A 14337-nucleotide genomic window follows, 5' to 3' on the forward strand; every position below is an offset into this window, starting at 1 on the left:
CAGCATGTGCTGATTTCTTTTGCACATGAAAAACTAAAAATTAGAAGTTCATTACTTTGTTTACAGCTTCAACAATATCCTTGTGGTTTGGTAACCATACGCTCTCTGCTTGAGAGAATGGGAATACTGTATCAGCAGCTGCAACACGTACAACTGGCGCTTCTAAGTTTAAGATTGCACGGTCGTTAATTTCCGCTACAACGTTAGCTGCAATACCAGCTTGTTTTTGAGCTTCTTGAACTACAACTACGCGACCTGTTTTTTCAACAGAAGCGATGATTGTTTCGATATCTAATGGTTGAACTGTACGTAAGTCAACAACCTCTAAAGAGATACCTTCTTTTTCAAGTTCTTCAGCAGCTTTTAATGCAGCGTGAACCATAGCACCGTAAGCGATAACAGATACATCTGTACCTTCACGTTTGATATCAGCTTTACCTAAATCAATTGTGTATTCGCCTTCTGGTACATCTTGACGGAATGAACGGTACAATTTCATATGCTCTAAGTAGATAACTGGATCGTTGTCACGAATCGCAGAGATTAAAAGACCTTTAGCATCGTATGGAGTAGATGGAATAACAACTTTTAGACCAGGTTGTTGAGCCACTAATCCTTCTAAGCTATCAGCATGTAGTTCAGGAGTATGAACACCACCACCGAATGGAGAACGAACTGTTACTGGAGCAGTCCAACGTCCACCAGAACGGTAACGCATACGAGCCAATTGACCAGAAATTGAATCCATTACTTCAAAAACGAAACCGAAGAATTGGATTTCTGGAACTGGACGGAATCCTTCAAGTGCAAGACCAACTGCAAGTCCACCAATACCAGACTCTGCAAGTGGAGTATCCATTACACGATCTTCACCAAATTCAGCTTGTAAACCTTCAGTAGCACGGAATACACCACCGTTTACACCAACGTCTTCACCAAATACAAGTACGTTAGGATCATTTTTCATTTCAACGCGTAAAGCATCAGTGATTGCTTGAATCATTGTCATTTGAGCCATGGCTTACTTCGACTCCTTTTCTTTGTAAATTTCATATTGTTCAGCTAAGTTGTAAGGCATTTTTTCGTACATGATTTCCATTAAATCAGTTACTTTTTGTTTTGGAGCTTGGTCAGCCTTAGCAATTGCTTGTTTGATATCTTCTTTTGCTTCTTCGATTACTGTCTCTTCAACTTCTTGAGACCATAGGCCTTTAGCTTCTAAGAACTTACGGAAGCGTACGATTGGATCTTTTTGTTCCCATTCGTTTTCGATATCTTTTGTACGGTAACGAGTTGGGTCATCACCAGCCATTGTATGTGGACCGTAACGGAATGTTAAAGTCTCGATTAAAGTAGGGCCTTCGCCATTTACTGCGCGCTCACGAGCGAAAGCAGTTGCTGCGTATACAGCTAATGGATCCATACCGTCTACTTGAATTCCGTAAATACCTGCTGCTACTGCTTTTTGTGCTACAGTTTTAGCTGCAGATTGCTTTTCTACTGGAGTAGAAATTGCATAACGGTTGTTTTGAACAACGAAGATTGCTGGAGCTTTGAATGCACCTGCAAAGTTCATACCTTCGTAGAAGTCACCTTGTGAAGCACCACCGTCACCAGTGTAAGTAATTGCAACAGATTTTTTACCACGTAGTTTCATACCTAACGCAACACCAGCAGTTTGGATGATTTGCGCACCGATAATGATTTGTGGAGCTAATGCATTTACATTCTCAGGCATTTGGTTACCCATGAAGTGTCCACGAGAGAATAAGAATGCTTGGTATAATGGTAATCCGTGCCATACTAATTGTGGTACATCACGGTACCCTGGTAAGATGAAGTCTTCTGCTTCAAGTGCGAAATGACTCGCTAATTGAGAAGCTTCTTGTCCAGCTGTAGGTGCGTAGAAACCTAAACGTCCTTGACGGTTTAAAGAAATAGAACGTTGATCTAATACGCGTGTATACACCATACGACGCATTAATTCTTTTAATTGATCATCAGATAATTCAGGCATAGCTGCTTCATTCACAACTTCACCGTTTTCATTTAAAATTTGTAATGTTTCAAATTGAGCTGCGATAGCTTTCATTTGCTCATCAACATTAAATAGGGTCTTTTTTGTTTTAGTACCCATTCCGTTCACCTCTTCCTCTCTTGAACCATATTCTGAAACGCTTTCACTGGCTATTTTCCAGTTTAAAAAGCGCAACGATGTAAACCAACATGTTTGTCTGTCGGTTGAGAATAATTTTGTGTACCTAACAATCTGTACTAATGTTTTTTCAGAAACATATTAATACAATCTTGATCACGTTTTTTAGTTTACAACTATTCTAATTACGATGTCAATTACTTTGAATACGTTTTTTTATAAATAATATGCAGGTTTCTACTACACAAACGTGTTTTTATTTTTTACATCTGTATTAGTAAGCATTGACCTACTGTTATATTATTCCCTTTTTCACTTATTTTTTCTCTTAGAATAATATGTAAACGATTTAATTCTCTTTAGTTTTTCTCTCTTCGTAACAAAAATATACAAACTACTCTTCCTTTTTTAGGTAAATACCTATACATTTCCACCCCCTCTTCCATACATTATAGTAACCGCAGTATTAGCGGGAAATGATAAAGGAGGTCATCTCATGTACGGATACTCATATTGCTATCCAACTTGTTCATATCCTTCCTACGGTTATGGCGGTTCTTGTGGCGGGTCTGGACGCGGCTTCGCCTTAATCGTTGTGTTGTTTATTCTTTTAATTATCGTTGGTGCTGCTTGCATTCGCTAATGTAAAACGAAACAACTATGGAAAGAAAAAGACGGCTTTGCCGTCTTTTTCTGTTTATCACATACATAACTACTCTATAATAGAAAGATTTCCAAAATGCCTACCCTTTCTTGCCGATGACTTTTTCCCTCTCCTTTGGTAGACTAAAGAGGAAAGGAGAGATTACATATGCTTACAATGAAAGATGTTATTCGCGAAGGAGATCCTATTTTGCGCGACGTTGCAGAAGAGGTGTCATTACCGGCAAGCGAAGAAGATACAACTACCTTAAAAGAAATGATTGAATTCGTAATAAATAGCCAAGATCCTGAAATGGCTGAAAAATATAGTTTACGCCCTGGAATCGGATTAGCGGCTCCGCAAATCGGTGTTTCCAAAAAAATGATTGCAGTTCATGTAACCGATGCGGATGGTACATTATATAGCCATGCATTATTCAATCCAAAAATCATTAGCCATTCTGTTGAACGTACATATTTACAGGGTGGTGAAGGCTGTCTATCTGTAGACCGCGAAGTACCCGGTTATGTTCCTCGTTATACAAGAATTACAGTAAAAGCAACTTCTATTAACGGCGAAGAAGTAAAATTGCGTTTAAAAGGTTTACCAGCAATCGTATTCCAACACGAGATTGACCATTTAAATGGCGTTATGTTCTATGACCATATCAATAAAGAAAATCCTTTTGCCGCTCCTGATGATTCCAAACCTCTAGAGCGATAATAATAAAGAGGCGGAAGATTAACTTCCGCCTCTTTATTATGAAATGGGTTCCATATTCACTTATAGCAATCCAGCCCACTTTAGTCCATGATATATACCGTCTTCACTAACATCCTTTGTCACATGATTTGCAAGTTTTTTCAAGTCTTCATGGCCATTTCCCATCACAATACCTGTGCCAACGGCTTCGATCATTTCTAAATCATTTAAACCATCTCCAAATGCATACACTTGATCACGATTAAAACCTAACTTTTCAATGTATTTCTCAATTCCTTTTGCCTTAGAACCACCATTCGGAATGATATCCATTGAATATGCATGCCAACGAATAAAATGAAAATCTGGATAATGATTAATAAACTTTTCCTCTTCATTTACTTCACAAAAAAGTAGTGTTTGATAAATATTACGTTCCTCATAAAAATTAGGCTCATATGGTGGATGCTCAAAGTTTAAGCTTCCAAAGCCTTCTTTCACATAATCATGATATTCCACTGATGCTCTCATATCTTGATGGTCAAGATATACAAGTGGATATCCTTCTTGTTTTGCAAACTGAGTAAACTTATGTAAAGCATCTGGATGTAACGGATTATTAAATATTACCTCATCTTCAAAGACAACGTATTGTCCATTAAAACTAACATAATTATGTATATCAAGTTCCTTACGAATATCTTCGAACATAAATGGCGCGCGCCCTGTCGCAATTGCTACATGTACACCTTTTTCTTGTAACTGTTTTACTGCATCTCGTGTAGATTGTGGAATTTTTTTATCATGATCTAATAATGTTCCATCAATATCAAAAAAGACAATTTTATCATTCATTTGTCAAAATCCTTTCTGGCACTCTATATTCCTATTTTGAATATCACTTTTCAAATTCTAAAAAAAAGTATAACATATTAAACATCTGTGAAGAAAGCGTTCCCTTTCTGACCTTATTTGTAAACTTTGCATATATATATTAGTAAAACATGTGGATACTTGTTCGGATGAATTTTCTTTTCCATTCTTCCTCATACTATACCTATAACTAACGGCTACTAATCGTTACTATAGAATAACTTTCACTGTATGGGAAAGGACAAGACTCACCATTCACTTTTGTCCTATCTCTTATATCAGAGATAGAATTTTCACTAGTAATATGCATGTTTAAAATAAGGAAAGGAAGGAGTAATCATGCTGAAGAAGCTGAAGAAAAAGCTCAAGCGTTATTTAAACGGTCTAGTCCGTAAAAAGACAATCGCTTAAATTGTGCCCATTTCGGGCTTTTTCTTCATTCTCATTCGAAAAAACATGAAAATCGTGACTGTTTGCTTTATAATAAGTAACAGATAATGCAAAACATAGACAAGGAGAGGTTTTCCAAATGATTTTTAAAGTATTTTATCAAGAAAAATTAACTGAGGTTCCAGTACGTGAAAATACAAAAGTTTTATATTTAGAGGCTACGTCTGAAAAGGATGTTCGTACAAAATTAAATAAGTTCGCATATAATATCGAGTTTGTTCAGTCTGTTACTGGCGCTCATCTTGAATATGAAAAAGAAAACGCTGATTTAACATTAGCGGAAATCGTATAGCGATATGAAATTTCTAAAAAACGACCAAGTTGCTGTATTTGCTCTCGGTGGGCTTGGTGAAATCGGTAAAAATACATACGCTGTTCAATTTCAAGATGAAATTATTATAATTGATGCTGGAATTAAATTTCCAGAGGACGAACTTCTCGGAATCGATTATGTAATACCAGACTACACTTATTTTGTGCGAAACGAAGATAAAATTAAAGGGTTATTCATTACACATGGTCACGAAGATCATATCGGCGGAATCCCTTACCTATTACGTCAAGTGAACATCCCGATTTACGGCGGAAAATTAGCAATTGCACTCATCAAAAACAAATTGGAAGAACACGGCTTACTTCGTAAAGCAAAACTTTACGAAATTCAAGAAGATGACGTTATTAAATTCAAAAAAACGTCTGTATCCTTCTTCCGTACAACTCACAGTATTCCAGATTCGTACGGCGTTGTTGTGAAAACACCTCAAGGTCAAGTTGTTCATACAGGTGATTTCAAATTTGATTTCACACCAGTTGGTGAACCAGCTGATTTAACAAAAATGGCTGAAATCGGTAAAGATGGCGTGCTATGTCTATTATCTGATAGTACGAACAGTGAAGTTCCAAACTTTACTATGTCTGAGCGTCGCGTTGGTGATAGCATTCAAGACATTTTCCGTAAAGTAGACGGACGGATTATATTCGCAACCTTTGCATCAAATATTCACCGCTTACAACAAGTTATTGAAGCTGCTGTTGAAAACAACCGTAAAGTAGCTGTGTTTGGTCGAAGTATGGAAGCAGCGATTGAAATCGGACAAAACCTTGGTTATATTCGTTGCCCGAAAGATACATTCATAGATGCATCTCAACTAAACCGTTTACCAGCTAATAAAGTTGTTATTTTATGTACAGGTAGTCAAGGTGAACCGATGGCAGCACTTTCACGTATTGCAAACGGTACACACCGCCAAATTCAAATTATTCCTGGAGATACAGTTGTTTTCTCTTCTTCACCAATTCCAGGAAATACAATTAGCGTAAGTCGTACAATTAACATGTTGTACCGCGCTGGCGCTGATGTAATTCACGGGAAACTTTCAAATATCCATACAAGTGGACACGGTGGACAAGAAGAACAAAAGTTAATGTTACGTCTAATTAAACCGAAGTACTTCATGCCAATTCATGGTGAATATCGTATGCAGCGTATGCACATGAACATAGCAAATGATTGTGGTATCCCTGAAGAAAATTGCTTCATTATGGATAATGGCGATGTTCTTGCTTTACGTTCTGATGAAGCTAGCGTAGCTGGAAAAATCCCATCTGGTTCGGTCTACATTGATGGAAACGGTATTGGGGATATCGGCAATATCGTATTACGAGATCGTCGTATCCTTTCTGAAGAAGGACTTGTAATTGTAGTTGTAAGCATTGATATGAAAGAATTTAAAGTTGCAGCAGGACCTGATATCATCTCACGCGGTTTCGTTTACATGCGTGAAAGCAGCGATTTAATCAATGATGCACAAACATTAATTACAACTCATTTAGAAAAAGTAATGGAGCGTAAAACAACACAATGGTCTGAAATTAAAAATGAAATTACAGACACATTAGCTCCATTCCTATATGAGAAAACGAAACGCCGTCCAATGATTTTACCAATCATTATGGAAATATAAGAAAAAGGACAATGCTATGAAGGCATTGTCCTTTTCTTTTCTCTTATCTTAAAAAGTGTTTAAATCGATCCACTTCATCGTCATGACCAATGACAATTAATATATCTCCTGCTTGAATATTCTCCGTAGCCCGAGGGGATACGATAACTTCTTTACCTCGTTTAATTGCTACAATATTCAATCCAAACTTCGCACGAATATCTAATTCAATTAAAGAGTGCCCATCAATTTTTTTATTCGCAATAATCTCTACAATACTATGCTCATCTGAAAGCTCAAGGTAGTCTAACACATTGCTTGATGCAATATTATTAGCAATCCTTTTTCCCATATCACGTTCTGGATGCACAATATGATCTGCACCTATTTTACTTAACACTTTTTCATGATAATCATTTTGAGCTTTTACAGTAATATTTTTTACACCCAATTCTTTCAAAATCAAAGTAGTTAGAATACTTGAATTTAAATTATCTCCAATAGCAACGACTACGTGATCAAAATTTCGAATACCAAGGCTTTTTAATACCATCTCATCTGTTGAATCTGCAATTACAGCATGCGAAGCTATATTTGCAAATTCATTAATTTTATCCTCATCTGAGTCGATTGCCATTACTTCCATACCTAATTGAGCTAGTTCTCGGCAAATACTTCCACCAAAGCGACCAAGTCCAATGACAGCAAATTCTTTTTCTTTCTCACCCACAGGAATTCCTCCAATAACTTCAAGTACTATTTATTTTCAGTGTAACACACTTTATATGCGTCACAAAAACTGTAATTAGCTCTTATTTTTGTTTTTGTATATAAAAATATTGTTGCAAGTAAAAAGCGATACCAACAAGTAACATAGCAAATACAAATATATTTCCAAACGAACTAAATGTTTCAAAAACGAATAATAATGTTTCTTGACCAAAAAAGGCAAATAGAAGCTGTATGAATGCAAATAACAACGCCCATATGTAATGATGTTGATGGAATAAATAATGCGTTGCACCTAAAAAAGCAATAAACGAAAAGATAAAGATCCACCAATTTTCTAAAAATAGTTGCCAACTAGAAAATTGATATCCATTTACTAATATCGCAATAAGCGCGATAACTGCCATCGTCGGCACACTCCAAAATAATGCCCGTCCTCTAAAGAAACGAGTGCCTTTAACATCACCTTTTTCATGTGCAATATATGTTAGTACTACTGTGCTTATATACAAAACAGAAAGAATTGTTAAAACGATAATAAGCCAAAAATGTAATTGATAATATTCATGTTCTATATTTGTCACGATTGCAGCTAACATGCATGGAATTAACATTCCCGTCCAACCATCTACTTTTCTTTCATTCCAAAAGACCGTATTACCAATCCTTATTCCTAACAACATAAAAATAATGATACCCAATACAAATAACGTAGTTTTATTCCCTACTAAACTCGTTGAGAAAGCAATTAATCCAATAAATAAAAAGAGCACAAACCCATTCATAATTTCTAGTACAGGTGATAAATATCTCTTCACCCATTTGTATGTTTCGTCATATTCATTATTATCTACTAAACGATAGGCATAAAAACTTATCCCAAAATAAACCGCCGCAATAATAACATACGCATATAAGACGAAACATAAAATCGCACTGCTAATTTGCACGTAATTCCCCACCCTTTTTTCTATGTTTCACATTGATTTTACACACTTTTCATACTAAAAGTAAACATATATAAGTTAGTCAAATAATTAATAATGAGCAGTGGCTAAAAACCCCCTGCTCATTATTAAAACAGTCCAATTAACTTTATTCTTTCATTTGTATGTAAATGTCTAAAATCACTCTATACGAGCGTTACTTACACCTCATAACAAAAAGTTTTTTGGAACCTTCAATAAAGCGGAAGTTTTATTTTCTATTCCCTTTCCACTTTACATATTGGCTTAAAAATGTAATTGCCTTTTCAATCACTTCTTCGTCTGGTTTTAATTTTGCATGATGTAAACCATATTCTGAATTTACTCCAAGCCAAAACATAAATCCAGGGATTTCTCGAAGCATATAACCAAAATCTTCACCTGTCATTGCCTCAGTACATGTAATAACATTCATATCTGTTTGTTTATGTACAAATTGCATAAACTCTCTTGTTAACTCTTCATGGTTATATACTTGATGATACATTGCTCCGTAATCTATAATCGCCTCACACTGGAAAGAAGCTTCGATACCTGCAACAATTGCCTCAATTCTGCTTTTCACACGCTTCATTGATTCCACTGATAATGTTCGAATCGTTCCTTCTAAACGAGATTTTTCTGCAATAATATTTTGAACCGTACCACCTGTAATTTTCCCGATTGTAATTACTGCACTATCAAGAGGATTTACATTGCGACTAATAACGGATTGAAGCTGTGTAACAAGATGACTTGCTGCAACAATCATATCATTTGCAGTATGCGGATAGGCAGCATGGCCACCTTTCCCTTTTAAATCAATATATAATTCTGAAGTATTAGCAAATAACAGTCCTTCTTTCGTTGCAATTGTCCCTACAGCGTATTCTGGTGCAATATGAAGACCAAGAATTATATTTGGTTTCCATTCTTTTAACTCTTCACTTTCTAACATAGGAAGAGCACCGCCTGGTCCTTCTTCTGCTGGCTGGAATAGAAATACAAGGTCATCATCTATTCTTTCGCTCACAGCTTTCGTTAGAAGGCCTAAACCGATTGTTGTATGTACATCGTGGCCACATGCATGCATCATTCCTTCATGAATAGAAGCAAACTCATATCCAGTTTCCTCTGTAATTGGCAGACCATCTATATCTGCACGATAACCTATTATTTTTTCTGGATTTTTTCCATTTACTTTAACGATTACACCCGTTTTCCATGTCTTCACTTCCACAAATTCAAGAGAAAGTGTTCCTATATAATCTAAAATATACTGTTGTGTTTTCCATTCCTTAAATCCAATTTCCGGAATTCTATGTAGATCTCTACGAATTTGGACAAATTTGCTTACTGTCATTTTTGCACCTCTATCTATAAAAAGCGTAAGAGCCCATTTACGCTCTTACGCTTTTTTTACTTTTTATTTCTCTGGGTTTAATTGACGAAGCTCTTGTTTAATTTCTGTTTTTGCTTTTGTCTTCTCATCAATTTCTTTAATTACACGTGCTGGAGTACCTGCAACAACTGTGTATGGAGGCACATCTTCTGTTACAACAGCTCCTGCTGCTACAACTGCACCTTTACCTACTGTAACACCCTCTAAAACAACTACGTTTGCACCGATTACTACATCATCTTCAACGATAACTGGTTTTGCAGAAGGTGGCTCAATAACACCTGCAAGTACAGCACCTGCACCTACGTGACAGTTTTTACCGACTGTTGCACGTCCACCAAGTACTGCGTTCATGTCGATCATAGAACCTTCACCAATTACAGCACCAATGTTAATTGTTGCATTCATCATAATTACAGCATTGTCACCAATTTCAACATGGTCACGAATAATAGCACCTGGCTCGATGCGAGCTTTAATACCTTTTAAATCAAGCATTGGAATTGCAGAATTACGACGATCGTTTTCTACAACATAGTCAACGATGTGCTTATTATTCTCATCAAGAATTGTCTTAATTTCAGACCATTCTCCGAATAATACACCTGATTTTTTATTCACAAATGCTTGTACTGTTTCAGGGAATGTTACTTCTTTTAAATCCCCTTTTATGTATACCTTTACAGGAGTTTTCTTTTCACTTTTTTGAATAAACGAAATAATTTCGTTAGCGTCCATCATTTTCATTCTTGTTGCCTCCTAAATCCATTTATAATGTTACTCTACCAAACGAAAGAGCGAGTAGCAAGATAATAATCTTATTTTTCCCTTTGAATTTCTTCTATAATTTCTAAAAATGCTTGTACTTGCTTCAACTGCCTTGCCGAGTCACTTGTTAACAACCATGTTTCTCTCGTCAGTTGAACAGGTGTTTTATACATATTTTCCTGTACTTCCTTTAAAACAGTAGAAGGTAAAAGGGCGTAACCTATACCATTTAAAACAAGTTGTTTGCATGTTTCAATTTGGTCAACTACAATCGTTCGCTTAGGCGGATTAGAAAATAAACCATACCACCAATTTTGTATTTGTCCATAATAAGTTGAGTCACTTTTAAATTGAATGAACGGTCTATTTGTTTCTTTTAGCATCGAAATATCTTTTATTTCTTTATCAACTAAATACAGTTCATCTTCAAATAATTGTTGCTTTTGACCTTTATATTCTTGTGTTCCCCTCAGTATAGCAACATGAACGTCTCCTTCATAAAACTGCTTTTGCACTTCACTACTCCATCCAGTAAACAGCGATATCTTTACAGAAGGATATTTATGCACAAACTTTTTCAAAACAGGAGGGAGCCAATATTGACCAATAACTGATGCAACAGCTATTTTTAAAGTTCCATGAGTTTCCGTTCTAAAAACAGCTAGCTCACTTTTTATATCCTCTTCCTTTTGCAACATTTCTTTGGCATAATTTGCAACTTTTTCCCCTTCAGGTGTAATTGTCAATCCTTTTTGTGAGCGAATAAAAAACTTCATTCCCCATTGTTTCTCCATAGATTGTAATCGTTGACTCAGCGCAGGTTGTGAAACAAATAAACGTTCCGCCGCTTTTCTCATATTTGATTCCTGAGCTAACACAACCATCATTTGAAAATCATCAATTTGCAACTTTCTCCCTCTTTCCTTAGCTTCCATACACCTTATTCCATTAAGCTTTCATTCAGAAAATACAATTTTTCAGCGCAAACTTCCCTTATGTTTTATGTCTTTTTTAATATAATACATACACAAGTGATATGCACGAAAAAAAAGTGACTTCTTCGTTTCTATGAAGTCACTTTTCTCACGTTATCGATTATGTTGCCTTACTTTCTTATTCAACAATTTTAAAATAGCCCGACGTGTTAAAATCCCCTCAAAATAGCCTTCTTCATTAACAGCGCAAATAAAAGGATGATCAATTGTCATTTCTAAAGCTTTTGCAAATGAATCTTCTAATTTAAGAAAAGGTATATCTTCCTTCATCACCTGCTCTACTTTCATATCATCAAGTCTTTCAAACTCAATACGCTCTAATCCTAACATACCATCTAATATCATGGCCGTACTAATCAAACCATGTAATTTATACATTGGATCTAAGACAGGTATCGCCGAATATCCAGATTTCACAAGAACGAGTAAAGCATGTTCTAAACCATTTCCAATTTGGACATGAGCTACTTTTTCCGATGAAATCATTAAATCCTTCACAAGAATTTGTTGAAATTCGTCTTTCGGAATACTAATCATATTACATCCCCCATTTTCCCTTTTTCCTGCTTATGTTCATAACTCTATTCACATTTTATGACAGCGTTTTCATATTATTATTTTGTCCTAAATTTATTTCAATAAAAATACAATCACACAGCTATTTTAGCATACAGCACAAAAAAAAGACTACCATTCCGGTAGCGCTTAATACCCTTTATTTTTTAATCTGTAAAATAACCTTGTGATTTTTTTATATTGCATCACATCTGTCTGTTTCAAACCATTCTCAATGTCCGTAAGTTCCACAGCTAAAATTTCACTTGCATAATTTTGCTGAAATAAAATATCTAGTAGTAAACTTTCTTCTTCCTTCGTTAAAACAACTTCCCTTTGCATATACCCCTCTCCTTACACTCGCATCGTTACTCACTCTTATTATATAAAAAATTTAACCTATTTAATAGATGTAATATTCAGTTTTTACCAAAAGATATGTAGCAATTATAAACATACAAAAAATCATTTCGTATATCGATTTGCATAACTAAACGCCGCATAAGCATCCGGCTTAATTTTTGCAGTTAATCCCATCGCTCGAATTTTTTCTGTCATATCTAAAATAAATTCTCTTGTTAAACCATCATTCCCAATGTCTAAATGAATTTCCATTATGAATCCAGCCCCATCTTGAGCATAAGGATGCAATAACTCCCATATTGTTTGTATATGAGTAGGCGTAAATAGACATGCGATTTCTTGACTAAACTGCGTTTCTAAATATATTTTCTCACGTAAGGTCGCTGGCTTATCTTTTACTGATCTATGGTGTAAACAACCCCAGGCACCTTTTCCAACACGATGAATATGGATTGCTGTAATAAACCTCGTATCCTTTTGATGCGCTTGCGAGTCTGTCCCAATGGATAATCGATACAAATTTCGCGGATCCTTTTCAATGAAACTACAAATACGGTTAAAGACCATATCAAAATTTAAATGTCTCTCTGAAACATTGTAAAATTTATGTGCACCGTCCACAGAGTCACGTCCTTTCAATTAGACAGACTTTTCGTATTCTCATTGTATGGGACAAAAACTAAAATTATAACTTCCTATCCTTTATTCGTTTCAATATTTCGAATTACAAAGTGACAAACTTGACACGTATAAATTACATTTTGATTAGATTGAGCCGTTAATACATGAATAATCTCAGCAGAACTTTGACAATTAGGACAAATCACAACTGGTAAACGTTCCATACGATAACCTCCTAGTTATATTTCTCCCGCTATTTGCAGAACCCAGCAATTGTGAGAAGTTTAGCTTCACATATTCACCCGGTTGACGGGACTACTTATCCACATGGATAAGCAAACTTGCACGGATTAAATTTTCATTTTAATACCATTGTAGGAAAAATAAAAAACTTCTATACATTACGCTGGAAAGTAATAGAACTAAAAAAGGTACTGCCATATGGCAGTACCTTTTTTATATGTATCAAGAAATGATATCGTAAATCTCAATTGCAACCATGTCGATATTATCGAATTGGTACACTTGAGGTTTTTCACCTTGTTGATACACTTCTAACTCATACATTTCACTTTTATCGAAAAATTTCACGCTACATTTGCGCTCACCGTTCACTTCAAAATAGCGTTGTGCTACTTCACCGCTTTCAGCTTGTTCTTGTAGACTAACAAGTCGAGTTAAAATTCCTTGGAGTAGAGACATGAAATCTCTCCTTTCTCTGATCTTCCTACCAATAGGTTTTACAGCTATACTCATTCTATCCGTCATAACAGAAAAAATGTTCCACACTCTAGGATAAAGGTTATTAGCCAGAAACTCAACTAAAATTTGTCGAAATGCGAAGGAAAAAACAGAAAGAACATATTTCCCCTTCTTTATTGCGGTTTTTATACTGGAAGAATATAATAAAAAACAGAAAAAGGGAGGAATTACAATGAAAAAAATTGAGGTTTATACACAACCTGATTGTCCGCCATGTGTTATTGTGAAAGAATTTTTGAAGCATAATAACGTTGCATATGAAGAATTTGACGTAAAAAAAGACGCTGCTGCTCGCAACCGTCTTTTAAGCGACTATGATTCCTATTCAACTCCAACAGTCGTAATTGATGGCGAAGTAGTTGCAGGTTTTCAAATTGAAAAGTTACAACAACTACTCAATATAGAATAGGA

18 protein-coding genes are annotated in these 14337 nt (G+C 35.5%); 5 read left to right on the top strand and 13 right to left on the bottom strand.

Annotation, left to right across the window (positions count from 1 at the left end):
• Positions 1-40 precede the first annotated feature (40 nt).
• Entirely contained in the window at positions 41-1018 is a 978-nt protein-coding gene (gene pdhB, locus MHH27_RS20465) for a pyruvate dehydrogenase complex E1 component subunit beta (RefSeq protein ID WP_000068163.1), read from the bottom strand.
• Positions 1019-1021: 3 nt separating this feature from the next.
• Entirely contained in the window at positions 1022-2137 is a 1116-nt protein-coding gene (gene pdhA, locus MHH27_RS20470) for a pyruvate dehydrogenase E1 component subunit alpha (RefSeq protein WP_000536895.1), read from the bottom strand.
• A gap of 514 nt (positions 2138-2651) precedes the next feature.
• Here pdhA and MHH27_RS20475 point away from each other — a divergent pair.
• Both MHH27_RS20475 and def read left to right on the top strand, forming a co-directional pair.
• Positions 2652-2798, top strand: a complete 147-nt coding sequence (locus MHH27_RS20475) for a YjcZ family sporulation protein (protein ID WP_000274562.1) — start codon at positions 2652-2654, stop codon at positions 2796-2798.
• A 168-nt stretch (positions 2799-2966) separates the two neighbouring features.
• On the top strand, positions 2967-3521 hold the full coding sequence (gene def, locus MHH27_RS20480; RefSeq protein WP_000957039.1) for a peptide deformylase: 555 nt from the start codon (positions 2967-2969) through the stop codon (positions 3519-3521).
• A gap of 60 nt (positions 3522-3581) precedes the next feature.
• Here the strand turns inward: def and MHH27_RS20485 are convergent, their stop codons facing one another.
• Entirely contained in the window at positions 3582-4355 is a 774-nt protein-coding gene (locus MHH27_RS20485) for a Cof-type HAD-IIB family hydrolase (RefSeq protein ID WP_090977163.1), read from the bottom strand.
• Positions 4356-4902: 547 nt separating this feature from the next.
• Here MHH27_RS20485 and MHH27_RS20490 point away from each other — a divergent pair.
• On the top strand, positions 4903-5115 hold the full coding sequence (locus MHH27_RS20490) for a DNA-dependent RNA polymerase subunit epsilon (RefSeq protein WP_000576435.1): 213 nt from the start codon (positions 4903-4905) through the stop codon (positions 5113-5115).
• A gap of 4 nt (positions 5116-5119) precedes the next feature.
• Complete coding sequence (gene rnjA, locus MHH27_RS20495) at positions 5120-6787, top strand: ribonuclease J1 (protein WP_000670375.1); 1668 nt, start codon at positions 5120-5122, stop codon at positions 6785-6787.
• 43 nt (positions 6788-6830) lie between these two features.
• Here rnjA and MHH27_RS20500 read toward each other — a convergent pair whose 3' ends face one another.
• The 10 genes from MHH27_RS20500 to MHH27_RS20545 all read right to left on the bottom strand — a co-directional run bounded on the left by MHH27_RS20500 (position 6831) and on the right by MHH27_RS20545 (position 13866).
• On the bottom strand, positions 6831-7496 hold the full coding sequence (locus MHH27_RS20500) for a potassium channel family protein (RefSeq protein ID WP_000504032.1): 666 nt from the start codon (positions 7494-7496) through the stop codon (positions 6831-6833).
• Between the two features lie 82 nt (positions 7497-7578).
• A complete protein-coding gene (locus tag MHH27_RS20505; RefSeq protein ID WP_001167322.1) occupies positions 7579-8445 on the bottom strand; it encodes a hypothetical protein in 867 nt (288 codons plus the stop codon).
• A 247-nt stretch (positions 8446-8692) separates the two neighbouring features.
• A complete protein-coding gene (locus MHH27_RS20510; RefSeq protein WP_000218677.1) occupies positions 8693-9823 on the bottom strand; it encodes an N-acetyldiaminopimelate deacetylase in 1131 nt (376 codons plus the stop codon).
• Between the two features lie 63 nt (positions 9824-9886).
• Positions 9887-10609 carry a 2,3,4,5-tetrahydropyridine-2,6-dicarboxylate N-acetyltransferase gene (gene dapD / locus MHH27_RS20515; protein ID WP_000783241.1) on the bottom strand — a complete coding sequence of 241 codons (723 nt, stop codon included), beginning with the start codon at positions 10607-10609 and terminating at the stop codon, positions 9887-9889.
• Between the two features lie 71 nt (positions 10610-10680).
• Complete coding sequence (locus tag MHH27_RS20520; protein ID WP_002094125.1) at positions 10681-11565, bottom strand: LysR family transcriptional regulator; 885 nt, start codon at positions 11563-11565, stop codon at positions 10681-10683.
• Between the two features lie 153 nt (positions 11566-11718).
• Entirely contained in the window at positions 11719-12162 is a 444-nt protein-coding gene (cbpB, locus tag MHH27_RS20525) for a cyclic-di-AMP-binding protein CbpB (protein WP_000623573.1), read from the bottom strand.
• A gap of 168 nt (positions 12163-12330) precedes the next feature.
• Entirely contained in the window at positions 12331-12522 is a 192-nt protein-coding gene (gene abbA / locus MHH27_RS20530; protein WP_001188692.1) for an antirepressor AbbA, read from the bottom strand.
• A gap of 123 nt (positions 12523-12645) precedes the next feature.
• Positions 12646-13164, bottom strand: coding sequence for a ribonuclease H-like YkuK family protein (locus tag MHH27_RS20535; RefSeq protein WP_000348490.1), 519 nt, complete (start codon positions 13162-13164; stop codon positions 12646-12648).
• Positions 13165-13238: 74 nt separating this feature from the next.
• Positions 13239-13388 carry a hypothetical protein gene (locus tag MHH27_RS20540; protein ID WP_000440540.1) on the bottom strand — a complete coding sequence of 50 codons (150 nt, stop codon included), beginning with the start codon at positions 13386-13388 and terminating at the stop codon, positions 13239-13241.
• Positions 13389-13629: 241 nt separating this feature from the next.
• The gene (locus MHH27_RS20545) at positions 13630-13866 is read right to left on the bottom strand and encodes a YkuJ family protein (RefSeq protein ID WP_000055151.1); all 237 of its coding nucleotides are present in this window, start codon (positions 13864-13866) and stop codon (positions 13630-13632) included.
• Between the two features lie 232 nt (positions 13867-14098).
• Here MHH27_RS20545 and MHH27_RS20550 point away from each other — a divergent pair, with 232 nt between their 5' ends.
• On the top strand, positions 14099-14335 hold the full coding sequence (locus MHH27_RS20550) for a glutaredoxin family protein (protein ID WP_090977161.1): 237 nt from the start codon (positions 14099-14101) through the stop codon (positions 14333-14335).
• Positions 14336-14337: the final 2 nt, after the last annotated feature.

The organism is Bacillus sp. FSL L8-0152 (assembly GCF_038006365.1).
GTDB classification, from domain to species: domain Bacteria; phylum Bacillota; class Bacilli; order Bacillales; family Bacillaceae_G; genus Bacillus_A; species Bacillus_A cereus.

Bases quoted from the DNA above. Each gene is read 5' to 3' on its own strand.
- MHH27_RS20520 (WP_002094125.1), bottom strand. From the start codon at position 11,565: ATGGAAGCTAAGGAAAGAGGGAGAAAGTTGCAAATTGATGATTTTCAA.
- MHH27_RS20550 (WP_090977161.1), top strand. From the start codon at position 14,099: ATGAAAAAAATTGAGGTTTATACACAACCTGATTGTCCGCCATGTGTT.
- def (WP_000957039.1), top strand. From the start codon at position 2,967: ATGCTTACAATGAAAGATGTTATTCGCGAAGGAGATCCTATTTTGCGC.
- rnjA (WP_000670375.1), top strand. From the start codon at position 5,120: ATGAAATTTCTAAAAAACGACCAAGTTGCTGTATTTGCTCTCGGTGGG.
- MHH27_RS20490 (WP_000576435.1), top strand. From the start codon at position 4,903: ATGATTTTTAAAGTATTTTATCAAGAAAAATTAACTGAGGTTCCAGTA.
- MHH27_RS20510 (WP_000218677.1), bottom strand. From the start codon at position 9,823: ATGACAGTAAGCAAATTTGTCCAAATTCGTAGAGATCTACATAGAATT.
- pdhA (WP_000536895.1), bottom strand. From the start codon at position 2,137: ATGGGTACTAAAACAAAAAAGACCCTATTTAATGTTGATGAGCAAATG.
- MHH27_RS20485 (WP_090977163.1), bottom strand. From the start codon at position 4,355: ATGAATGATAAAATTGTCTTTTTTGATATTGATGGAACATTATTAGAT.
- pdhB (WP_000068163.1), bottom strand. From the start codon at position 1,018: ATGGCTCAAATGACAATGATTCAAGCAATCACTGATGCTTTACGCGTT.
- MHH27_RS20475 (WP_000274562.1), top strand. From the start codon at position 2,652: ATGTACGGATACTCATATTGCTATCCAACTTGTTCATATCCTTCCTAC.
- dapD (WP_000783241.1), bottom strand. From the start codon at position 10,609: ATGAAAATGATGGACGCTAACGAAATTATTTCGTTTATTCAAAAAAGT.
- abbA (WP_001188692.1), bottom strand. From the start codon at position 12,522: ATGCAAAGGGAAGTTGTTTTAACGAAGGAAGAAGAAAGTTTACTACTA.
- MHH27_RS20540 (WP_000440540.1), bottom strand. From the start codon at position 13,388: ATGGAACGTTTACCAGTTGTGATTTGTCCTAATTGTCAAAGTTCTGCT.
- cbpB (WP_000623573.1), bottom strand. From the start codon at position 12,162: ATGATTAGTATTCCGAAAGACGAATTTCAACAAATTCTTGTGAAGGAT.
- MHH27_RS20545 (WP_000055151.1), bottom strand. From the start codon at position 13,866: ATGTCTCTACTCCAAGGAATTTTAACTCGACTTGTTAGTCTACAAGAA.